General features: G+C 73.7%; 17 protein-coding genes. 11 read left to right on the plus strand and 6 right to left on the minus strand.

The annotated features are described in order from the left end of the window. Window positions 1-34: 34 nt before the first annotated feature. The 4 genes from MTR79_RS14860 (at window position 35) to MTR79_RS14875 (ending at window position 5,784) form a co-directional block, all read left to right on the plus strand. On the plus strand, window positions 35-1,216 hold the full coding sequence (locus tag MTR79_RS14860; protein ID WP_244790585.1) for a glutamate--cysteine ligase: 1,182 nt from the start codon (window positions 35-37) through the stop codon (window positions 1,214-1,216). Window positions 1,217-1,372: 156 nt separating this feature from the next. After that, window positions 1,373-3,157, plus strand: a complete 1,785-nt coding sequence (locus MTR79_RS14865; protein ID WP_244790587.1) for an N-acetylglutaminylglutamine amidotransferase — start codon at window positions 1,373-1,375, stop codon at window positions 3,155-3,157. Further along, window positions 3,154-5,253 (plus strand): prolyl oligopeptidase family serine peptidase, encoded by a 2,100-nt coding sequence (locus MTR79_RS14870; RefSeq protein ID WP_189364461.1) that lies wholly within the window; start codon window positions 3,154-3,156, stop codon window positions 5,251-5,253. The genes MTR79_RS14865 and MTR79_RS14870 overlap by 4 nt, the downstream gene beginning before the upstream one ends. 87 nt (window positions 5,254-5,340) lie before the next feature. Beyond that, complete coding sequence (locus tag MTR79_RS14875) at window positions 5,341-5,784, plus strand: ATP-binding protein (protein WP_244790589.1); 444 nt, start codon at window positions 5,341-5,343, stop codon at window positions 5,782-5,784. Window positions 5,785-5,797: 13 nt separating this feature from the next. Here MTR79_RS14875 and MTR79_RS14880 read toward each other — a convergent pair whose 3' ends face one another. Further along, a complete protein-coding gene (locus tag MTR79_RS14880) occupies window positions 5,798-7,948 on the minus strand; it encodes an alpha-galactosidase (protein WP_244790591.1) in 2,151 nt (716 codons plus the stop codon). A gap of 177 nt (window positions 7,949-8,125) precedes the next feature. Between MTR79_RS14880 and MTR79_RS14885 the strand changes: the two genes are divergently transcribed. The 3 genes from MTR79_RS14885 to msrA all read left to right on the plus strand — a co-directional run bounded on the left by MTR79_RS14885 (window position 8,126) and on the right by msrA (window position 11,316). Next, entirely contained in the window at window positions 8,126-9,292 is a 1,167-nt protein-coding gene (locus MTR79_RS14885) for an ROK family transcriptional regulator (RefSeq protein WP_244790593.1), read from the plus strand. A gap of 204 nt (window positions 9,293-9,496) precedes the next feature. Further along, complete coding sequence (locus MTR79_RS14890; protein ID WP_244793170.1) at window positions 9,497-10,669, plus strand: SGNH/GDSL hydrolase family protein; 1,173 nt, start codon at window positions 9,497-9,499, stop codon at window positions 10,667-10,669. Window positions 10,670-10,803: 134 nt separating this feature from the next. Then, window positions 10,804-11,316: a peptide-methionine (S)-S-oxide reductase MsrA gene (gene msrA / locus MTR79_RS14895; protein ID WP_048454808.1), complete on the plus strand. Its 513-nt coding sequence runs from the start codon at window positions 10,804-10,806 to the stop codon at window positions 11,314-11,316. A 78-nt stretch (window positions 11,317-11,394) separates the two neighbouring features. On the opposite strand, the gene MTR79_RS14900 is transcribed toward msrA, so the two are convergent. The 5 genes from MTR79_RS14900 to MTR79_RS14920 are packed head-to-tail and all read right to left on the minus strand — an operon-like array spanning window position 11,395 to window position 16,848. Beyond that, window positions 11,395-12,276, minus strand: a complete 882-nt coding sequence (locus MTR79_RS14900; protein ID WP_189364458.1) for a Gfo/Idh/MocA family oxidoreductase — start codon at window positions 12,274-12,276, stop codon at window positions 11,395-11,397. Beyond that, entirely contained in the window at window positions 12,273-13,502 is a 1,230-nt protein-coding gene (locus MTR79_RS14905) for an ROK family protein (protein ID WP_086702390.1), read from the minus strand. Before MTR79_RS14905 ends, MTR79_RS14900 begins: the two co-directional genes overlap by 4 nt. Before the next feature lie 4 nt (window positions 13,503-13,506). Next, window positions 13,507-14,391, minus strand: a complete 885-nt coding sequence (locus MTR79_RS14910; RefSeq protein ID WP_086702388.1) for a carbohydrate ABC transporter permease — start codon at window positions 14,389-14,391, stop codon at window positions 13,507-13,509. Continuing rightward, window positions 14,388-15,407, minus strand: a complete 1,020-nt coding sequence (locus tag MTR79_RS14915; RefSeq protein ID WP_086702387.1) for a sugar ABC transporter permease — start codon at window positions 15,405-15,407, stop codon at window positions 14,388-14,390. Before MTR79_RS14915 ends, MTR79_RS14910 begins: the two co-directional genes overlap by 4 nt. A gap of 34 nt (window positions 15,408-15,441) precedes the next feature. After that, on the minus strand, window positions 15,442-16,848 hold the full coding sequence (locus tag MTR79_RS14920; protein WP_086702385.1) for an extracellular solute-binding protein: 1,407 nt from the start codon (window positions 16,846-16,848) through the stop codon (window positions 15,442-15,444). Window positions 16,849-16,975: 127 nt separating this feature from the next. On the opposite strand from MTR79_RS14920, the gene MTR79_RS14925 reads away from it, so the two are divergent. The 4 genes from MTR79_RS14925 to MTR79_RS14940 are packed head-to-tail and all read left to right on the plus strand — an operon-like array spanning window position 16,976 to window position 22,195. Then, complete coding sequence (locus MTR79_RS14925) at window positions 16,976-18,022, plus strand: zinc-binding alcohol dehydrogenase (RefSeq protein WP_107500443.1); 1,047 nt, start codon at window positions 16,976-16,978, stop codon at window positions 18,020-18,022. 20 nt (window positions 18,023-18,042) lie between these two features. Then, window positions 18,043-18,843 (plus strand): sugar phosphate isomerase/epimerase family protein, encoded by an 801-nt coding sequence (locus MTR79_RS14930; protein ID WP_086702382.1) that lies wholly within the window; start codon window positions 18,043-18,045, stop codon window positions 18,841-18,843. Continuing rightward, window positions 18,840-20,288 (plus strand): hypothetical protein, encoded by a 1,449-nt coding sequence (locus MTR79_RS14935; RefSeq protein ID WP_244790595.1) that lies wholly within the window; start codon window positions 18,840-18,842, stop codon window positions 20,286-20,288. The genes MTR79_RS14930 and MTR79_RS14935 overlap by 4 nt, the downstream gene beginning before the upstream one ends. Then, window positions 20,285-22,195 (plus strand): glycogen debranching N-terminal domain-containing protein, encoded by a 1,911-nt coding sequence (locus MTR79_RS14940; RefSeq protein WP_244790597.1) that lies wholly within the window; start codon window positions 20,285-20,287, stop codon window positions 22,193-22,195. Before MTR79_RS14935 ends, MTR79_RS14940 begins: the two co-directional genes overlap by 4 nt. The last annotated feature ends 62 nt before the right edge of the window (window positions 22,196-22,257 follow it).

The raw sequence follows: 22,257 nt of genomic DNA on the forward strand, positions 1-22,257 counted from the left end.
GCCGGCACAGGACTAGGGCAAGGGGAAACCGGCGGTGACGGTGCGTATCGGAGCAGAGGAAGAATTCCACGTCCTGGACGCGGAGAGCGGGCGACTCGTGCCACGGGCCGGACGGCTGTTGGAAAGACTCGGCACCACCGGTTTCAGCAGCGAGCTGCAGCAGTCCGCGGTGGAGAGCAACAGCGAGGTCCACGACACCCTCGACGGGCTCTACGCCGACCTGTCCGGCACCCGGCGCCGCCTGGCCGCCGCGGCCGCCCATGAGGGCCTGGCCGTCGTCGCCGCCGGCACCGTACCGCTGGCCCGGGTGACCCCGCGCGACGTCACCGCCGACCCCCGCTTCCGGCGGATGGCGGAGGAGTACCGCCGGGTCGCCGACGAACAGCTCATCTGCAGCGCCCAGGTGCACGCCGACGTGCCCGACCGCGACACCGCGGTCCGCGCCATGTGCCTGGTGTCGCCCTGGCTGCCGCCGCTGCTCGCGCTGTCCGCCAGCTCCCCGTACTGGCTGGGCTCCGACACCGGCTACGCCTCCTGGCGCACCATGCTCTGGCAGCGCTGGCCCACCGCCGGCCCGGCCGGCTGCTACCGGGACGCCGCCGCGTACGACGCCGCCGTCGCCGAACTGATCGGTTCCGGCGTCATCAGCGACACCGGCATGCTCTACCAGGACGTACGTCCCTCCGCCCACCAGCGGACGCTGGAGCTGCGGATCGGCGACGCCTGCCCGCGCGCCGAGACGGTCGTGCTGATCGCCGGCCTCTTCCGGGCGCTGGTGCGCGACGCCTGCCACCGCTTGGAACGCGGCGCAGACCCGCGCTGCGACGGTCACCACGAATGGCTGCGCGCCGCCGGCTGGCGCGCCGCGCGCTCCGGCCTGGAAGGCCCGCTGGTCGACCCGTGGACCCGCCGCGCCGCCCCCGCCCACCTGGTGCTGCGCCGCATGCTGCACCGGCTGCGCCCGGCCCTGGAGGCGTCCGGCGACTTCGTCACCGTGCGCGACCTGCTCGACGAGGCTCTCGCCGCCGGCAGCGCGGCCGACCGGCTGCGCCGCACGGTCCGCGAGGCCGACCTGCCGACCGGCATCGACCTGCTCGTCACCGAGACGCGTGGCGACCGCCTCCAGGCCCGCGCCGGAACCCGTCGCGCGCGCCCCCAGGCCGCCACCCGGCACGCGGGCGGCCGCTCCCGCCTCCACCCGGTCACGCCGGGCTGATCCGGCGCACCGGCCGCGCCGCGTCCGGCGGCGGGCCCGCCACCCGATCCCGAACCAGGAGAGTGATCACCACCCCATGTCCGAGAACAGCCACGCCGTCATCCAGCAGGACACCGCCCCGAGGGACCGGGAACCGAGGGAAGGGAGGAACTGCTGATGTGCGGCCTCAGCGGGGAGATACGGCTCGACGGTGGCCGGCCCGACATCGCGGCGGTGGAGCGCATGACCGACCGGCTCGCACCGCGCGGCCCGGACGGACGCGGCCTGTGGTCCCAGGGCCCGGTCGCCCTCGGACACCGGCGGCTGAAGATCATCGACCTGTCGGAGTGCGGCGCCCAGCCCATGACCGACCCGGGCGCCCGCCTCACCGGGGTCTTCAACGGCTGCGTCTACAACTACCGTGAGCTGCGCGACGAACTGCACGCCCTCGGGCACCGCTTCTTCTCGCACTCCGACACCGAGGTGGTGCTGAAGGCGTACCAGCAGTGGGGCGCCGACTGCGTCGACCGCTTCCACGGCATGTTCGCCTTCGTGATCGTCGAGCAGGACACCGGCCGCGTCGTCCTCGGCCGCGACCGGCTGGGCATCAAGCCTCTCTACCTCTCGGCCACCGCCGAGCGGCTGAGGTTCGCCTCCTCGCTGCCCGCCCTGCTCGCGGGCGGCGGCGTCGACACCTCCCTCGACCCGGTCGCGCTGCACCAGTACCTGAGCTGGCACGCCACGGTCGTCGCGCCCCGCACCGTCCTCAACGGCGTCCGCAAGCTGCCCCCGGCCACCGTGCGCGTCGTCGAGCCCGACGGCACCCAGCACGACCGCCGCTACTGGCACCCCCTCCACACCCGGCGCCCCGCCTACGCGGACCTCACCGCCGACGACTGGACCGACGCGGTCCTGGACGCCCTGCGCACCGCCGTGCGCCGCCGCATGGTCGCCGACGTGCCCGTGGGCGTGCTGCTCTCCGGAGGGCTGGACTCCAGCCTGATCGTCGCGCTGCTGGCCGACGAGGGGCAGCGGGACCTGGCGACCTTCAGCGTCGGCTTCGAGTCCGAGGGCGACGAGGACGGCGACGAGTTCCACTACTCCGACCTGGTGGCCCGGCACTTCGACACCCGCCACCACCAGCTGATGGTGCCCTCCGACCGGGTCGCCGGCGCCCTCGACGGAGCCGTCCGCGCCATGAGCGAACCCATGATGAGCCACGACGTGGTCGCCTTCCACCTGCTGTCCGAGCAGATCGCCAAGGAGGTCAAGGTCGTGCAGAGCGGGCAGGGCGCCGACGAGGTGTTCGCCGGCTACGACTGGTACCCGGCCATGGCGGGCGCGCCCCGCGAGCGGGCCGCCGAGGCGTACGTCGACGCCTACGCCGACCGCTCCCACGCCGACATGGCGGACGTGCTGCGCCCGGAGATGCTGCCCGACCGGGACACCTCGGCGGAGTTCATCCGCGAGCACATGGCGCAGGACGGCGCCGACACCGCCCTGGACGCCCAACTCCGCCTGGACACCCTGGTGATGATGGTCGACGACCCGGTCAAGCGGGTCGACAACATGACCATGGACTGGGGTCTGGAGGCCCGGGTGCCGTTCCTCGACCACGAGCTGGTGGAACTGGCCGCCGCCTGCCCGCCCGAGCTGAAGCTCGCCGACGGCGGCAAGGGCGTCCTGAAGGCCGCGGGCCGCCGTGTGCTGCCGCGGGAGGTCGTCGACCGGCCCAAGGGCTATTTCCCGGTCCCGGCGATCCGGCACATGGCCGGGCCCGTCCTCCAGCGGGTCCGCGACACCATGACCGCCCCCGAGGCCCGGGCGCGCGGCGTGTTCCGCGACGAGTACGTGGAGCGGCTCCTCGCCGAGCCCGACGCCCACCGCACCCGGCGCGGCGCCAACGCCCTGTGGCAGATCGCCCTGCTCGAGACGTGGCTCCAGACCCACGGGATCCGATGACGGCGACCCGCAACCCCGGCAGCGCGCTCCACGCCCCGGAGTCCGCCCCCCTGGCCGACACCTCGGCGCCGTACGACCTGCCGCCCCCGGCGGTGCACGGCTGCTGGTACCCCTCCGCCGACCCCAGCGGCCGGCACGTCGCCTTCATCTGCGACCGGGCCGGGGTGCCGCAGCTGTGGACCGGTCCTGTCGACGGCCCGGAGGTGCGTCGGCTCGACGGCGACCCGCACCCCGTCACTGAGGTGTCCTGGTCGCCGGACGGCCGGTGGATCGCCTACACCACGGCGCCCGGCGGCGGCGAGCTGACCCGGGTGCTGTGCGTACGCCCCGACGGCAGCGGCCGGCATCTGCTGGCCGGCGGTGAGTCGGGCACGTCCGCGCGGCTCGGCTGCTGGCAGCACGACGGCTCCGCGATCGCGGTGACCGTCACCGAGTCCGCACCGCCCGGCCACGCCGACCGGTACCACGCGGAGGCGCCCGGACCGCCCGGTACCGAGCACGCGCCGCAGTGGGCGGGCCGCGGAGGCCGCGCCGTCCTGCTCGACCCGGCCGGCGGGCGGCTGGGTTCCGCCGACGGCGGCGTGCTGCCCGGGTCCGGCCGTGAGCTGGAGGAGCGGACCCTGTCCGCCTACCTCGTCGACCCGGAGGGCACCGCCGCGCCCGTCCTGCTGTTCAGCGAACGCGGCGCCGCCAACCAGCGCGTGTGCGACCTCAGCCGCGACGGCCGCCTCGCCCTCGTCTACCGGGGCCCCCGCGGACGCCGCGAGGCCCTGGTCGTCCGCACCGTGGACTCGGCCGTGACCTGCGCCTTCCCGGTCGCCGACGGAGACCCCTGGGTGGGCGGCTTCGCCCCGTCGGCGGGCACGCTCTGGCTGCGCAGCGACGCCGGACGCGAGTACGCGGCCCTGCTCGCCGCCCACCTCGACACGCGCGGCGGGCTCCACAGCACCCGGGTGGTCGCCGAACGCGACGACTGCGGCCTCGAACTCCTCGCCCTCGGCCGCGACGGCCGCCGCGCCGTGCTGTCGTGGAACCGGCTCGGGGTCAGCGAACTGGAACTGCGCGCGCTGAAGGCCGCCCCGCCGTACGGCGCCGCGCCCCGCTCGGTCACCCCGCCCTCGGCCGGTGACGCGCGCCGCGTCGACCTGCCGCACGAGGTCGTCACCCGGATCGCGCCCACCGCCGGCCCCGACGCGCCCGTCGTCGCGCTGTCCGGGTCGGGACGTCACCCCGGCGTCTGGTGGCTGCCGCACGGCGCGCCCCTGCGCACCCCCTGGTCCTCCCGCGACGAGGACGCCTTCCCGCCCGGCCTCACCCCGGTGCGCCCCACGCCCGTGCGGCCCGTCGCCCGGGACGGCCTCCAGCTCGGCGGCTGGTACTACCGCGCGCCCGGCCGTTCACCCGGCGAACCCGCACCCTGCGTCCTGCATCTGCACGGCGGGCCGGAGGAACAGGAACGCCCCGTCCTCGAACCGCTCTACCTGGAGCTGCTCGGCCGCGGCCTGGACGTGTTCGCCCCCGACGTGCGCGGCTCCTCCGGCCACGGCCGCAGCTTCACCGACGCCGACCTGGGCGCCGGACGCTTCTCGGCCATCGACGACGTCGCGGACTGCGCGGCGCACGTCATGGTGCAGGGCCTCGCCGACCCCCGCCGGATGGCCGTCATGGGCCGCTCCTACGGCGGCTACCTCACCATGGCGTCCCTGGTGTGGCACCCCGACCTGTTCCGCACCGGCGTGGCCGTGTGCGGCATGTCGGACCTGACCACCTTCTTCGCCGGGACCGAGCCCTGGATCGCGCAGTCCGCCGCGCACAAGTACGGCCATCCGGAACGCGACCGCGACCTGCTGCGCGCCCTGTCGCCGATGAGCCGGGTCGACGCCCTGCGTGCCCCGGTCCTCGCCGTGCACGGCGAGCACGACACCAACGTGCCGCCCGGTGAGTCCGAGCAGTTCGTCAGGGCCGCGCGGGAACGCGGCCTGGAGGCGGAGCTGCTCCTGCTGCGTGACGAAGGTCACGACTTCCGCCGCGCCGACAACCGTCGTCTGTTCCGCCGCACCGCAGGTGACTGGCTCGAGCGGCACCTGGCAGGCTGACCTGTCCGACGGACCTGTCACACTTCTTGGGCGTGCGGGGGAGCGATGCGGGTAGTCGCGCGGTGTGATCGAGTAAAGGCGGACCGGATGGAATCAGTTTCTGTCGACGAGGGGGAGACGATGCCTGGCGTGCCTCGGCTGAGGGCTTCCTACGCCCTGGACGCCGAGGGCGCGTGGATAGCGCAGGCACGCCACCTGGCGGCCGAGTTCCTCGAGCGGGCGCGGACGGAGAACGGCCTGCCGGTGCCGGATCGGGTGGTGGAGATCACCCAGCTCGTGGTCAGCGAACTGGTGACCAACGCCCGCAAGTACGCGCCGGGCCCCGTCGGGCTGGACCTGCGGGTCTTCGGCGACGCCGTGGAGGTGGTCGTCCACGACGGCAACCCGGAGGCGCCGCGGCCCCGGGACGCCGACCCGGGCCGGGTGGGGCAGCACGGTCTCGAGATCGTCATGGCCGTCGCCGATGCCCTCGACGTCCGTCAGGAGGCGGAGGGCAAGAGCATCACCGCGCGTATCGCCCTCTCCGCCTGACCGCCTCCCCTTCTCAGCGCTCCGCCCGGTCCCCGGCGCCGTCCGGCACCCGCTCCAGGTGGATCACGGCGCTCGCCCAGTCGCCGCTCGGCAGTCCGACGTCAAGTCCGTACTCCGTCAGCACCGTCGCGTGGTGCACCGTTCCCGTCCCCGTGTCCCGGAAGCGGACGCCCGACGGCAGACCGCGCAGCCGGAGCGGCACCCGCGGGGACCCGTGCCGCGGGCTGGCGCGGAAGACCAGCACCACCGCCTCACCCCCGTCCGCGGCCACGTACTGCACGGCCGACGCGCCGTCGCCGTACGGGTCGCCGATCCGGTACTGGTCGCCGTGCTGCACCAGGTGCCGGATCTCCTTGTACCGCGCCACCAGTGCCGCGGCCTCGGCCAGTTCCTCCTCGCTCCAGCGGGTGAGGTCGCCGCCGAGACCCAGCAGCCCGGCCATCGCCGCGTGGAACCGGAACCGCAGCGGCACGGACAGCCGGGTGAGCTGGTTGGGCACGTCCGTCACCCACGCCGACATCACCCGCGCCGGATACACCTGGCTGAAGCCCCGCTGGATGCCCAGCCGGTCCACGGCGTCGGTGTTGTCGGACGTCCACGCCTGGTCGGTGCGGGCGAGGATGCCCAGGTCGACCCGGCCGCCGCCCCCGCTGCACGTCTCGATCCGCAGCTCCGGGTGCGCCTGACGCAGCCGGTCCAGCACGCCGTACAGCTGGTGCACGTAGCGCGTCCACAGCCGGTCGTTGCCGCCCTCCGGGCCCGCCCAGCCGGACTCGCCGAAGACACGGTTCATGTCCCACTTGAGGAAGTCCACGCGGTGCTCGGCGACCAGCCGGGTGAGCCGGCCGAAGGCCCAGTCGGCGACGTCCTGCCGGGCGAAGTTCAGCACGAGCTGGTTGCGCAGCTCGGTGCGCGGACGGCCCGGCAGATGCAGCACCCAGTCGGGGTGCGCCCGGTACAGGTCGCTGTCCGGGTTGACCATCTCGGGCTCCACCCAGAGGCCGAACCGCATGCCGAGCCGGTGCACGGCGTCGGACAGCGGCCGCAGACCGTGCGGGAAGCGGTCAGGTGCCGGCGCCCAGTCGCCGAGGCCCGCCCGGTCGCTGCGGCGCGCGCCGAACCAGCCGTCGTCCACGACATACAGCTCCACCCCGAGCCGGGCCGCCCGCTCGGCGAGCGCGAGCTGGCTCGCCTCGTCCACGTCGAAGCCGGTGGCCTCCCAGGAGTTGTAGAGCACCGGCGCCGTCTCGTCGGCGTGCCGCAGCACATGCGTCCGGACGTACGCGTGCCACGCCCGGCTCGCCGCGCCGAAACCGCCGTCGGTGAACAGCCCGGCCGCCACCGGCGTGGTGAACTCCTCACCCGGTGCGAGCGGCACGAACGTCCCCTCGTGCCCCACGCCGCCGGTCAGCCCCGCCCGATCGTCCGGCGTGCGCTGCACGGTGATCCGCCAGCTGCCGCTCCACGCCAGGGCCGTGCTCCACACCCGGCCGCGGTCCTCGTCGGCGGTGCCGTCGTCGAGCATGGTCCACGGGTTGGCGTGGTGGCTGGTGATGCCGCGCCGGCTGGTCAGCACGGTCTCCCCGTGCGCCAGCCGCTCCCGGCGCAGCCGCGTCTCCGCCGACCACTGGCCGGTGACATGGCTCAGCCGGTAGTCGGCCAGCGGCGGCAGCGTCCACGCGGCGGAGTCGGCGCGCAGCAGGTCCACGCGCTCGTCGCCGTCGTTGCGCAGCACGGTCCAGCGCTCGATCACGTCCGTGTCGGCGCGGACCCGGTAGTGCAGTGCGACCGCCAGCGGGACCACCCGGTCCCGGAACTCCAGGACCAGCTCCTCGCGGCCCGGCACCGAGTCGTCCACCCGGTGGCCGGCCGGCTTCCACTCGAAGGCGCGGGATCCGTCCGCGTGCCGCACCTGGAGCGAGGGCGGCCCGTAGCGGGTGCCGCCGTCGACGGGCAGCTCCTCGCCCACGGGCGGCCGCCCCTCGAAGCTGTTCGACGGCTCCGCGAAGGTCGCCGCGAGCGTGTCCGCCTCCTCCGGCGTGAGGCGAGGACCCCACGCCACATGACAGGGCGCGCCGGTCCCGTCGATCCGCAGCGCGTACGACGTGCGCGGGGTGGTCAGCAGCCAGACCCCGGTGTCCGGGGAGCGGGTGATGAGCGGCATGGTGCCTCACGATCAGCGTCAGGGGTTGCACCGCACACCCAAACGTGACCTTCGATCACGTGTCAAGAGGGGGTCGACTCTTGCATTTACAAGGTGAAAGGGCGCTCTGTATGGCCTTCGAAAGAAAGACGGCCTCTTTCATTGACAGTGGAAAATAAGGCGCCTAGGTTCCCGGCCATGCCCTCGACCTCGCCCGCCGGGACGTTCCCGGCGCACACCCCGGCGGCCTCCCAGATCTTCACCACCGTCCTCACGCACGGCCCGCTCACCCGGCAGGAGGCGGCCCGGCGGGCGGGCCTGTCCCCGGCGGCGGTCACCAAGGCCGTACGGCCGCTGATCGAGGCCGGTTTCCTGGTGGAGGACGCGGGCGCGGAGGTCCGCCCGGCGGTCGGCCGCCCGGCCAACCCGGTGCGGGTCGACGGCGGGCGGGCGCTGTTCGCCGGGCTCAAGGCGACCGGCGACGAGCTCATCGGCGTGCTCACCGACCTGTGCTGCCGCATCCGCGTCGCCCGGCGCGTCCCCCTGCCCGGACGGACGCCCTCCGAGGTCCTCCCGGTCGTCGCGGACCTCGTACGGGAACTGCTGACCGAGGCCGAGGGGTTCGGCGTCGGGGTCCTCGGGCTCGGCATCGCGGTCGCCGGGGACGTGGACCGCACCGCGGGCACGGTGCGCCGGTCACCCTTCCTGGACTGGCGCGACGTCCCCCTCGCCGGCCTCGCCGAGGAGGCGACCGGGCTGCCGGTCACCGTCGACAACGACGTCCGCGCGCTGACCGTGGCCGAGCAGTGGTTCGGCGACGGCGTGGGCCTGGCCGACTTCGCCGTCGTCACCGTGGGCGCCGGCATCGGCTGCGGGCTCGTGGTGCACGGGCGGGTCGTCTCCGGCGCGCACGGCGTCGCGGGGGAGATCGGCCACGTCCCCGTGGTCCCGGACGGCCCGCCCTGCCACTGCGGCGACCGCGGCTGCCTGGAGGCCGTCGCCTCCGACGCGGCGATCACCGCCCGGGTCCGCGAGGTGACCGGAGTCCCGGTCGTCGACGCCGCGGACGCCCTCGCTCTCGCGCGCCAGGGGAACGCGGGGGCGCGCGCCGTCTACGCCCGGGCGGGGGAGGCCATCGGCCGGGGGATCGCCACGGTGGCCAACCTGCTCGGCCCCGAACGGGTGATCATCTCCGGTGAGGGACTTGCCGCGTACGACCTGTTCGCCGGGCAGATCCGCGACGCCTTCGCCGCGGCCGCCTTCGGCTCCGCCGCCCGCTGCGAGATCCGCACCCGCCCGCTGCCGTTCGAGGAGTGGGCCCGGGGCGCCGCCGCCACGGCCATCCAGTCCTTCGTCGGCCGCTGACGCCCGCCGTCCCGGAGACCGGGAGATGAACGGCCGATGACGGCCTGATGCAGGCGGTGCCGGACCGGACCGGTGCCGCTAATCTCACTACGGGTCACGACAACACCACGGGACACGTGGGAGGCGACGCTGAACACCACGACGCTCCACCCTCGAAGGCTTCCCCCGCGGGGGACCCGGCTGCGCGGGCTGTTCGTCCTGGCCCTGCTCGCCGCCCTCCTCGGCCCCGCCCCCACGGCGGCCGGGAGCGCACCGCCCCGGCACGACGTGGTCACCTGGGCCACCAGCGCGTTCCGGCTGGGCACGGGCGTGCCCGACCGCGCCTACCGGCTGGTGGTGCACACCAGCGTCGGCGGCGACCGGATGCGCGTACGGCTCTCCAACGCCTTCGGTGACCGGCCGCTGACCTTCGACAGCGCGTACGCGGGTCTCCAGCGGGAGGGCGCCGCCCTGGTCCCCGGCAGCAACCGCCGGCTCACCTTCGACGGCCGCACGAGCGTGACGGTCCCGCCCGGCGGCCTCGTCCTCAGCGACCCGCTCCCGGGACGGGTCCGGGCCCGCACCAACCTGGTCGTCAGCGTGCACAGCCCCGACGCGGCAGGCCCCGCCACCGGGCACCGGCTGGCCATGCAGACCTCGTACGTCACCCAGGGCGACCACACCGCCGACGAGTCCGCCGCCCCCTGGACGACCACTGTCACGTCCTGGTTCTACCTGGACGCCGTCACCGTCCGCACCCCCGCCCGCACCGGCGCGGTCGTCGCGCTGGGCGACTCCATCACCGACGGCTGGGAGTCCACCACGGACCTCAACCGCCGCTGGCCCGACTACCTCTCCCGCCGCCTCCAGCACTCCCACGCCACCACCGTCCGCGGCGTGGCCAACGCGGGCATCTCCGCCAACAAGGTGCTCGCCGACACCGCATCGCCCAGCGCCCTGAACCGCCTCGACCGCGACGTGCTGTCCCACCCGGGCGTCCGCACGGTCCTGCTGTTCGAGGGCGTCAACGACCTCAAGGCGCACACCGGCGTCACGGCCCAGGACCTGATCGACGGCTACCGCCTGCTCACCGACCGCGTCCACGCGGCCGGGCACTGCGTGGTCGCCGCCACGATCGCGCCGTTCAAGGGCTGGCCCGAGTGGGACCCGCAGGCCGAGGCGGTCCGCCAGGAGGTCAACGCGTTCATCCGCACCGGAGGACTGTTCGACGCCGTGGCCGACTTCGACCGGGCGGTGCGCGACCCCGGCGACCCGGAGTCCATCCGGCCCGCCCACGACAACGGCGACCACCTCCACTTCACCGACGAGGGCATGCGGGCGATGGCCGACGAGGTCCGTCCGAAGGACCTGGAGTGCGCCTCGGGGCCGGGACGCTGACCCCCGCCCGGAGCTCCCCGTGAGGACCGCGCGACCCGGTGTCCCGCGGACCGGGCGTGGCCGGAACAATGCAGGTCCCGGCGCGGTTCTCACTGAGGAACGTCGCAGCACACCTGGGAGAAGGGCGACACACGATGACAAGGACCGAGGAGAGGGCGCTGCTCGCGGGCGGATGCTTCTGGGGCATGCAGGAGCTGATCCGCACGCTGCCGGGCGTGCTGAGCACCCGGGTGGGATACAGCGGCGGCGACGTCCCCCACGCGACCTACCGCAACCACGGCACCCACGCCGAGTCCATCGAGATCACCTACGACCCGGCGGTCACCGACTACCGGACGATCCTGGAGTACTTCTTCCAGATCCACGACCCGACGACGAAGAACCGCCAGGGCAACGACATCGGCATGAGCTACCGCTCCGCGATCTTCTACCACGACGACGAGCAGAAGCGCGTCGCCGAGGAGACCATCGCCGACGTCGAGGCGTCCGGACTGTGGCCCGGCAAGGTGGTCACCGAGGTGACCCCGGCCGGGGACTTCTGGGAGGCCGAGCCGGAGCACCAGGACTATCTCCAGCGCTACCCGGACGGCTACACCTGCCACTTCCCGCGGCCCGGCTGGCGCCTGCCGAGGCGTGCGGCGTCCTGAGCCGACGGCGGTACACGACAGGGGGCGCGCCCGCACGGCGGGCGCGCCCCCTTCGTCGTGCGGGCGGGTGACGTGCCGTCACGCCACCCGCGCGATCAGCTCCTGGAGGTACAGTCCGCGTGCCGCGTCCGGGGCGGTCGTGACGCCGGTGCGCACCGCCGTCGCGAACTCCCGGCGCAGCACCGGCCAGCACTCCTCGTGGTCGATCTCCGACGTGTCGTACACCAACGGCTCCCCGGCGCCGAACAGTTCGACGCGGGTGACCGCTCGGGGCACGTTCACCGCGCCGGACAGCGACGCCTGGCTGACCGCGCCGTTCTCGTGCTCGCAGGTCAGCTCCAGCCAGGTACGGGAGTCGCCGGTGCCGCGGATCGCCTTGACCGGACCGACCGCGGCGTCCAGCAGGTCCAGCAGATGCGGGCCCAGGTCGAGCAGCGCGCCCTGCTCCAGCCGCCAGCCCGTCGCGAACTCGCCGCCCCGGAAAGCGCCGTGGAGATAGCAGGACCGGGCGCCGGACACCTCGGCGTCCCGCGCGGCGGCGAGGAACGCCCGGGTCACCGGGTGGTACCGCTTGGTCAGCACCAGCTGCGAGACCACGCCCGAGTCGGCCACCGCGTCCGCGACGCGCCGGGCCGCGTCCAGGTCCGGCCCGAGCGGCTTCTCCAGCAGCAGCGCCTTGCCCCGCCTCGCGGCCAGGGGCGCCAGCCCGGCCTGCACGGCGGGCGGCACGGCGAACGCCACCGCCTCGCACCGGTCGAGCAACTCCTCGAAGGAACCGGCCACGTCGGCCCCGTACGGGGAGGCCGTCGCGTGCGCCGCCTCGGCGCGGCGGGCCCAGACGGCCGTGAGCCGGGTCTCGGGTCCTGCGGCGAGGATCCGGGCGTGCATGGCGCGGGCCCAGGGGCCCGCGCCGACCAGGCCGACCTCGACGGGCCGGCGGGTCCAGGGGGAGAAGGTCACGGTCGTCCTGACTGCGTGAGGATCCGGGCGAGCCGGGCGTCCGCACGCGCGGGGGAGTAGAGGTGCTCGACGACCGTGGTCGCGGCCCCTATGAGGCCGGCGTGGTCGCCGAGGCGGGAGGTGACGATCTGGAGGTTGGCCGTGGTGCGGGGCATGGCCCGCTGGTAGAGCAGTTCACGCACCCCGGTCATGAACGGCACCCCGGACAGGTCCCCGGCGAGCATCAGCACACCGGGGTTGAGCAGGGTGACGACGGTGACGAGCACCTCGCCCACCCGGCGGCCCGCCTCCCGGGCGAGCCGGATCGCGTCCGGATGCCCCTCGGCGAGCAGCCGTCTCACGTCGGAGCCGGACGCGGCGTTGCCGTCCGCCCCGGACAGCTCCTTCGCCAGGGCCCGGCCGCTCGCCACGGCCGCCAGACAGCCGTACGAGCCGCACATGCACAGCGCGTCGGCCCGGTCGTGCACCCGGATGTGCCCGATGTCGCCGGCGCCGCCGTCTATGCCGCGGTAGACGTGGCCGTCGACGACCACGCCGGCGCCGATGCCGGTGGAGACCTTCACCAGCACGAACGCGCAGCAGTCCCGGTGGTTGGCCTGCTGCTCGGCCAGCGCCATCAGGTTGGCGTCGTTGTCCACCAGGACGGGCACCGGGCCGGCCTCCAGGCTCGCGCCCACGTGCCGCGCGTACGCGTCCTGGAGGCGCTCGCGGATGGGGTAGCGGTCCCAGCCGGGCATGATGGGCGGCTCGACGACCCGGCCGACCTCCCAGTCGACCGGGCCGGGCACCGACAGGCCGACCCCGCAGACGCGGGACGGATCGGCGCCCGCCGCGGCGATCAGGTCGGGGAACCACCGGGTGACATGGTCCAGGACGTGGTCCGGCCCCTCGGTGATGTCCAGCGGCCCGGTGTGCTCGGCGATGATCGTGCCGGTCAGGTCGAGCACCGCCGCCCGGGCGTGCCGTGTCTCCAGGTCCACGGCGAGGACCGAGGCGTGCGTGGGGTCGAAGGCGATCCGCTCCGAGGGGCGGCCCCCGGTGGAGGTGCCCGTGGTGTGCCGCAGCCAGCCGGCCCGGTTGAGCAGGTCGAGCCGCTGTCCCACGGTGGACCGGGACAGCCCGGTGGCGCGTTGCAGGGCGGCCCGGGTGTTGGCGCGTCCGCTGCGGATCAGGTCCAGCAGTCCGCCCGCGCTGACCGGCTGCGGCGTCGTCACACGTTCCCCCATGGCGTCAGCTCTTGTCGGCGCCGCTGGTGAGGCCTTCGGTGAGCAGCCGTTCGGCGGCGAAGAACAGGAATACCACGGGGATGGTCAGCACCACCGAACCGGCCATCAGAACCGTCTTGGGCACCTCGACGCCGTTGGAGAGCTGCGCGAGACCGAGAGACACCGTCCACTTGTCCGGGTCGGCGGCCAGGAACAGCAGGGCGAAGAGGAACTCGTTCCAGGCGATCATGAAGACGTACAGGCCGGTCGCCATCAGCGAGGGCAGCGCGAGCGGCAGGATCACCTTGCGCACGGTCTGCAGCCTGCTGCACCCGTCCAGCGCCGCCGCCTCCTCGATCGAGTACGGAATGGTGACCAGGTAGTTCTTCAGCATGTAGACCGACACCGGCACCGTCTGCGCCACGTAGACCACGGCGAGGCCCACCAGGCTGGAGGACAGCCCCATCCTGGCGAAGATCACGAACAGCGGGACGGCGAGCAGCGTCGCCGGGAACAGGTAGACGGCCAGGAACAGGGCGCTGACCTGCCGGTGCCCGAAGAACTTCAGCCGGCTGACCGCGTAGGCACCGGGCACCGCGGCGACGAGGGTCAGCAGCACCGTGCCCAGGGACACCAGCGCCGAGTTGAGCAGGAAGCGTACGAAGCCCTGCCCGCCCGCGTCCGTGGAGCGCATGACGTCCTGGTAGGTGGCGACCGTGAAGTCCTTCGCCGACAGCCACAGCGACCCGGGGTCCAGCAGCAGCGCGTCGATGGGCTTCAGGGACAGCAGGAGCATGTAGTAGAAGGGCAGCAGTGTGATGGCCGCGAGGAACGCGATCACCAGCCACTTCAGGACGCCGAGGACGCGGTCCTCGACCTGGGCCCGGGACAGGGCGGTCTTGCCGGTCACGCTTCCTCCTGGACCTTGTTGCCGAAGAACTTGAAGTAGAAGCCCAGCAGGATCATCAGCGAGGCGGCCAGCACGAGGGCCTGCGCCGCGGCGGCGCCGACGTCGTAGCGGGCGGTGAGGAAGTCGTAGACCCGGACGGCCGCGACGTCGGTGCCGGCGCCGCCGCCGGTCAGCAGGTAGACGTCGTCGAACTTGTTGAAGGTCATGATGAACCGCAGCACGCACAGCAGCGCGATCACCGGCATCAGCTGGGGGAGCAGGATGTGCCGGAAGCGCTGGAGCGGCGTCGCGCCGTCCACGGTCGCGGCCTCCTCCAGCACGGAGGGCACGGCCTGGAGCCGGGCGAGGATGAAGAGGAACGCGAAGGGGAAGTACCGCCAGCACTCGAACGCGATGACGGTGAGCAGCGCGAGCGGGATGTCGAAGTGCGCCCCGAGGACGTTGACTTCGTACGCGCGGGTGGAGAGGAAGGCGATGGGGTCGTCCCAGCCGAACAGGCGGCGGCCCCAGTCGTTGACGATGCCGTACTGCGGGCTGAGCGCGACCTCCCACACGAACGCGACGGCCACCACGGGCGCCACGTACGGCAGCAGCATCGCGGCCCGGAGCAGGCCGCGTCCGCGGAACGGCTTGCGCAGCGCGAGCGCGGCGACCAGCCCGAGCAGGACGGAGCCGGCGGTGCTGCCCGCGGTGTAGATCAGGGTGGTCCTCAGACTCGACCAGAAGCCGGCCGAGGCGAACACGTCGCCGAAGTTGTCGAGCGACCAGTTGCCGAACAGGCCCATGCCCTGGATGTCGACGAGCTTGGCGTCCTGGAAGGCCAGCAGCACCGTCCAGGCGATGGGCAGGACGACCACCACCAGCACGACCAGGAAGGTGGGGGAGACGAAGGCGAGGCCCGCCCGGTTGGCGCGGCTTCGGGCGGTCGCGGGGCGGCGGCCCGGCCTGCCGGGGCCGCCCGTGGGCCGGGGCGACGGGGTCCGGCGCTTCTGTGCGCCGGCGGGGGCAGTTGTCATGGAAGGACCTTTGCGGCGTGCGTGCGGGAAGCTGCTACTGGAGGGACTGCTGCAGTTCGGAGATCTCTTCGTCGGCCTCGCGTGCCGTCTCCTCGGGGGAGGACTGGCCGCTGGTCATCGCGCCCACGGCCTTGGGGACGGGCAGTTCGCCGTTGGTCGCGCCGACCAGGGCGCCGTCGCCCTGGGTGATGCCCCAGCGGCGCAGGTTGGTGACGCCGTCGGCGAGCTGGTCGAGCAGCTCGGGCGGGTAGACCTCGTCGAACGGCTTCCTGGTGTCCACGCCGATCTCGCTGTTGCGCCAGGCGTCGAGGTAGCGGTCGGGGTCCTCCCGTGTGCCGCGCCGGACCGGGATCTTGCCCTCGGGGGCCATGCCGAACCACGACTCGTAGCCGTCGCTCGTCATGTACTGGATGAACTCGCGGGAGGCGGCAGTCTCCGCGGTCTTCGTCGTCACCCAGGAGGTGATCTCGCCGAACTGCGCGGGCTCGGCGGCGTCCGGGCCCTTGAGGGAGGTCACGATGCCGCTGTGGCCGGCCAGGTAGCGCGGGTTTTCGCGGCACTCGGGGCAGCTGGGCAGCGCGTCCTTGCGCAGGCCGGCCAGCTCGTCCAGCAGGAACGAGGACCAGACGATCATCGAGGACCGGCCGGAGAAGTACGTGGCGCGGGTGGAGTCGACGGTCTGCGTGCCGGGGGCGCCGTACTCCCGGGCCAGCTTGTCGTAGGTGCGGAACGCGGTCCGGCACCGCGGTGAGTCGAGGGCCACTTCGTGGTCGTCGTCGACGAGCTGGCAGTCGTTGGCGAGGGCGATGCTCTCGAAGCTCTGCGAGGTGAAGACGTCACCCGGGTCGGTGGCGGCCGAGACGCCGTCGTGGCCCTTGGTGGTGAGGGCCTCGGCGGCGGTCAGCGCCCGCTCGTAGGTGTCGGGCGCGGCCAGCTTCTCGTCGTCGAAGTCGTCCTGACGGTACACCAGCAGCTGGAGCCAGGAGTCCGAGGGGACGCTGAGGCTGGTCGCGCCGTCCGAGGTCAGCTCGAGGGCGTTGGCGTTGAAGGTGTCCCGGCCGTGCCCGTCGATGACCTGCTTCGGGATCTCGGTGTCGAGCAGGCCGTTGCTGTACATCTGCCAGACCTGGCCCATCGGCACGGCGCCGATGACGTCGGGCAGTTCACCGGCCGCCGCGGCGGACATGATCAGCTGGGGCAGCTGGCCCTCGTCGACCGTGACGAGCTGGACGTCGATCCCGGTCTTCTTCTCGAACCCGGCGACGGTCTTCCGTGTCGCCGCAGCCCGGTCCGGGAGGTTCTCCAGGGACCACACCTTGATCTCGCGGTCCGGGGCGCCGGGCCCGGTGCCGCCGGTGGAACAGCCGGCCAGCAACCCGCTCCCCAGGGCTGCCGCGACGCCGACCGCGGTCATCCGCGACCGCAGGGTCCTCAAGCGCATTGCACGTCCTTGTGTCGACTTACGTCTGCTGACAGCGCATCTCAGCATCCCTTTTGCTTGTTGACAAGACATAAGTAAGAGCTATCGTCGACGCAACCCGCCCACCGCACCCTCCGGAGAGCCATCCGTGGAACGCGTCGTCCAGTTCACCGGCCCCCGTCATGTGGAGATCGCCGAGCACGAGAGAGAGCCCCTGCCGCCGGGTCATCTGCGGGTGCGCACCCGTTACTCGGGCATCTCCGCGGGCACCGAACTCACCGCGTACCGCGGCACGAACCCGTACCTGACCCGCACCTGGGACCCGGAGGCGCGCCTCTTCCGCGAGGGTGCGGCCGGCATCGAGTACCCGGTGGCCGGCTGGGGCTACTCCGAGGTCGGCGAGGTCGTCGAGGTCTCCCCGGAGCTGGACGGCACTCCCGGACTTCCCATCACAGGTGACCTCATATGGGGCATATGGGGACATCGCAGCGAAGGAATCGTTCCCGCCGAACGTGTCATCGGTCACACTCTCCCGGCCGGTCTCGACCCGCTGGCCGGCGCCTTCGCCCGGGTCGGCGCCATCGCGTACAACGCCGTCCTGGCCGGCGACATCCACCTCGGCGAGGACGTGGCCGTCTTCGGGCAGGGCGTCATCGGCCTGCTCACCACCCGTCTCGCCCAGCTGAGCGGCGCCCGCGTCACCGCCGTCGACGCCCTCGACGGCCGCCTCGACACCGCCCGCCGCCACGGCGCCCACACCACGCTGAACGCCCGCACCGACCAGGTCGCCGAACGCGTCCGCGAGGCCACCGGCGGACTCGGCGCCGACCTTGCCATCGAGATCAGCGGCGCCTACCCCGCCCTGCACGAGGCCCTCCGCTCCGTCGCCGTCGGCGGGCGCGTCGTCGCCTCCGGCTTCTACCAGGGCGACGGGACCGGCCTCCGGCTCGGCGACGAGTTCCACCACAACCGCGTCCAGCTCGTCTGCTCCCAGATCGGAGGCGTGCCGCCCCAGCTCTCCGGACGCTGGAGCGTCGAACGCCTCCAGCGCACCTTCCTGCGGCTGGTGGCGGAGGGCCAGGTCGACGTCACCTCCCTGGTCAGCCATGTCGTCCCGGCCGCCGACGCGGCGGACGCCTACGTCCTGCTGGACGAGCGGCCCGCCGAGGCCCTTCAGGTCGTCCTGGAATTCTGAGAGCCCGAAAGGCCCCCCACATGCTCAAGACCGCCGTACAGGAGCAACTCCTGCCCGGAGACACCCTCCAGGCCAAATGGGAGTTCGCCCAGCAGGCCGGATACGACGCGATCGAACTCCGCGGCAAGGGCGACCTGCACTTCGCCTCCCGCCTCGACGAGCTGAAGCAGGCGCGCAAGGACGGCGTCGTCATGCCGACCGTGTGCGTCGACATGCTCCACTTCCTCGGCGCGTTCGACGAAGACCTGCGCCGCGACGCCCTCACCCAGATGAAGTCCCAGCTCACCGTCATCGCCGAGATCGGCGGCACCGGCGCGCAGACCCCCGCCTCCTACGGCATGTTCTCCCGCCGCCTGCCGCCCTTCGAACCCCCGCGCGGCGAGGCCGAGGACCGCGAGATCCTCCTCGCCGGTCTGACCGAACTCGGCGAGCACGCGCGCCGGGAAGGTGTCACGCTCTTCCTCGAACCGCTCAACCGCTACGAGGACCACATGGTCAACCGCCTCGACCAGGCCGCCGACCTGATCCGCGCCACCGGTCTCGACTCGGTGCGCATCGGCATCGACAGCTACCACATGAACATCGAGGAGTCCGACCCCGCCGCCGCGATCCTCGCCCACGCCGACCTCGTCGGCCACGCGCAGGTCTCCGACTCCAACCGCTTCCAGCCCGGCGCGGGACACCTCGACTGGCGCGCCTGGCTCGCCGCCCTGCACACCGTCGGTTACGACGGCCACCTCGCCCTGGAATGCCGGCTCACCGGCGACCCCGTGGAGGCCGTCCGCTCCGTCCCCGCCTTCCTGAAGAGGTCCGGCGCGTGAAGTCCCTCCTCGACCGGCAGACCCCCCTCGGCCGGCCCGCGCCCACCGCGCCCGCGGACCACCTGACACTGCGGCGCGGTGCGGCGCGGGTCCTCCTCGGCAACTGGACCGGCGCCTCCACCGTCCCCTCCCGCACCCTCTACCCCCACCAGTGGAGCTGGGACTCGGCGTTCGTCGCCATCGGGCTGCGCCACCTCTCCGTGCGCCGCGCCCAGCAGGAACTCGAGTCCCTGCTGGCCGGCCAGTGGGCCGACGGACGCATCCCGCACATCGTGTTCAACCCCGAAGTCCCGTACGGCGCCTACTTCCCGAGCCCCGACTTCTGGCAGTCCTCCCGCGCGGGCCACGACGCGGGCGCCCCCGCCGCGCCCGAGACCTCCGGCATCGTGCAGCCGCCGGTGCACGCCCTCGCCGCCTGGCTGGTGCACCGCGCCGACCCCGCCGAGTCCGCCCGGCGCGGCTTCCTGTCCCGCGTGCTGCCCCGCCTCACCGCCTGGCACGACTACCTCCTGACCCGCCGTGACCTCGGCGGCGGGGGACTGGCGGCGGTCGTCCACCCGTGGGAGCCCGGCATGGACAACAGCCCCGCCTGGGACCGTGCCCTCGCCCGCGTCGAACCGGCCGCCGACACCTTCCGCCGCGCCGACCTCGACCACGGCGACCCCGCCGACCGGCCCACCGACCTGGACTACGGCCGTTACGTGCGGCTCGCGTCCACCTACCGCGCGGCCGGCTACGACGACCGGGCCACCACGCACCGGTTCGCCCTGGAGGACCCGGGCTTCAACGCCCTCCTCGTCACCGGAGAACTCGCCCTGGCCCGCATGGCGGACCACCTCGGACACGACGGCTCCCGCCACACGGAGCGCGCCGCCGAGCTGACCCGCAGGCTCGTGGACCGCCTGTGGGACGACGCCGCCGGGATCTTCCGCGCGCGCGACCTCGCCGACGACACGCTGGTCGACCACACCGGCGTCGCCGGACTCCTGCCGCTCGTCGTGCCCGGCCTGCCCGCCGACGTCGTCCGCGCCCTGACGGACACCCTGGACGGCCCGCGGTTCCAGGCCCCCGCCACCGGACTCGTCCCCAGCAACGACCTGACCGGACCGGCCTTCGACGCCACCCGCTACTGGCGCGGCCCCGCCTGGTTCAACACCGCCTGGCTCGTCGAACGCGGACTGCGCACCCACGGCCGGGGCGCGCGCGCCCGGAGCCTGCGCGAGGCAGTGGTCGCGGAGGCCGGACGCACCGGCTTCGCCGAGTACGTCGACCCGCTGACCGGCGAGGGCCGCGGCGCCCGGCAGTTCTCCTGGACGGCCGCCCTCGCCCTGGACCTGCTCCACACGGGTGACGACCCCGGTCCGACGCCGGCCGGCCACGCCCCGGACCCGGTGCTCACCGGGTACGACCTGCCGCTCACCGACCAAGAGGAGCTCTCCCGATGACCGAGACCGCCGGGCGCGTGCAGCTCGTGCGCGACGGCACGCTCGCCCGACTGGGCCCGGCCGGCGACATCGACGGCGTGGGCGGCACCGCGCCGGACGGACTGTTCGCCCACGACGCGCGCCACCTCAGCCGCTGGCAGCTCCGCGTCGCCGGGGCCGCGCCGGTCACGCTCCGGCCGGCCGAGGAGGACCCGGCCGGCGCCTCGTCCGTCAGCGTCCTCACGCCCCCCGGCACCCGCGAGGCCCCGCCGGCCTACACGGTGTTCCGCGACCAGAGTGTGACGGGCGGGAGCCTCACCGAGCGCCTCACCTTCGTCAGCAACCTCCCCGAGCCGGTCACCGCCGAGCTGGAGCTCACCGCCGACGCCGACTTCGCCGACCTGTTCGAACTCCGCGCCGACCGGCGGACGTACGAGAGGCAGGGTGCCGAGCACAGCGCCCGGCCGGTGCACGGGGGCGTGCGGTTCGACCACCGCAGGGACGACTGGCACGCCCGCACGGTCGTGGAGTGCGCGCCCGCCCCCGACTCCGTGCGCGAGACGCCGGACGGCGGCACGGCCCGCACCCTGCGCTGGCGGCTTTCCCTCGAGCCCCACGGCCGGGCCGAGCTGCGCCTGATCGTGCACGCCCGACCGCACGCCCCGGTCCCACCCGTCCCCCGCGAGCAGGCCCGGGCGCGGCAGACCCCGGGGCCCGGCGCGTCCGACCTGGACCGCGCCTTCGACCAGGGCATGACCGACCTCGACCTGCTGACCGTCCACGCCGCCGGCGTCGACGGCGAGGACCTCGCGGTCCCCGCGGCCGGCAGCCCCTGGTTCCTCACCCTGTTCGGCCGGGACTCCCTCCTCACCTCGCACTTCCTGCTGCCCTACGCGCCGGAGACCGCGGCGGCCACGCTCAGCGCGCTCGCCGCCACCCAAGGACAGACCTACGACGGGTTCCGCGGCGAGCAGCCCGGCCGCATCGTCCACGAGGTGCGCAAGGGCGAACTCGCCCACTTCCGGCAGATCCCCTACGGGCGCTACTACGGCACCGTCGATGCCACGCCCCTCTTCCTGGTCCTGCTGCACGCCCACCAGGAGACCACCGGCGACCGTACGCTCGCCGCGCGTCTGGAGCGGCACGCCCGCCGCGCCGTCGACTGGATGCTCACCGACGGCGGACTCCAGGAGCGCGGCTACCTCGTCTACACCCCGGACCCGGGCGGCCTGCTCAACCAGAACTGGAAGGACTCCCCGGGCTCCATCTGCTTCGCCGACGGCACGGTGGCCGAGGGCCCCCTCGCCGTCTCCGAGGTCCAGGGCTACGCCTACGACGCGCTGCTGCGCACCGCCCGGCTGGCCAGGGACGTCTGGGACGACGAGGACTACGCCCGCCGCCTCGACGACCTCGCGGCGGGACTGCGCGAGCGTTTCCTGCGGGACTTCTGGATGCCGGAGGCCGGCTTCCCCGCGCTCGCCCTGGACGGCGCGGGCCGGCAGGCCGACGCCCTGGGCTCCGACGCGGGTCATCTGCTGTGGTCGGGGATTCTCGACGAGGAGCGGGCCCGCGTCACCGGGCGGCGGCTGCTGCAGCCGGACTTCTTCTCCGGCTGGGCCGTGCGGACCCTGGCCAGTGGGCAGACGCCCTACCACCCGCTGTCGTACCACCGCGGCAGCGCCTGGCCGCACGACAACGCCCTGATCGCGCTGGGCCTCGCCCGGTACGGCCTCGGCGACGAGGTGCGTGCCCTCGCCGACGGGCTCGCGGCGGCCGCCGCCCGCTGCGGTTACCGGCTGCCCGAGGTCTTCGCCGGCTACGGCCGCACGGACGCCCCCGCCCCGGTGCCGTACCCGCACTCCTGCTCGCCGCAGGCGTGGGCGGCGGCCACCCCGGCGGCCCTGCGCACCGCGCTCGGCCAGATGTGACGGGAAGGGGCCCCTCCCTTGGCGGGAGGGGCCCCTTCTCCGGGAGACGTGAGCTGCTCGCG

The sequence above is a fragment of the Streptomyces sp. BJ20 genome, assembly GCF_022869105.1.
Taxonomy (GTDB): Bacteria; Actinomycetota; Actinomycetes; order Streptomycetales; family Streptomycetaceae; genus Streptomyces; species Streptomyces griseoincarnatus.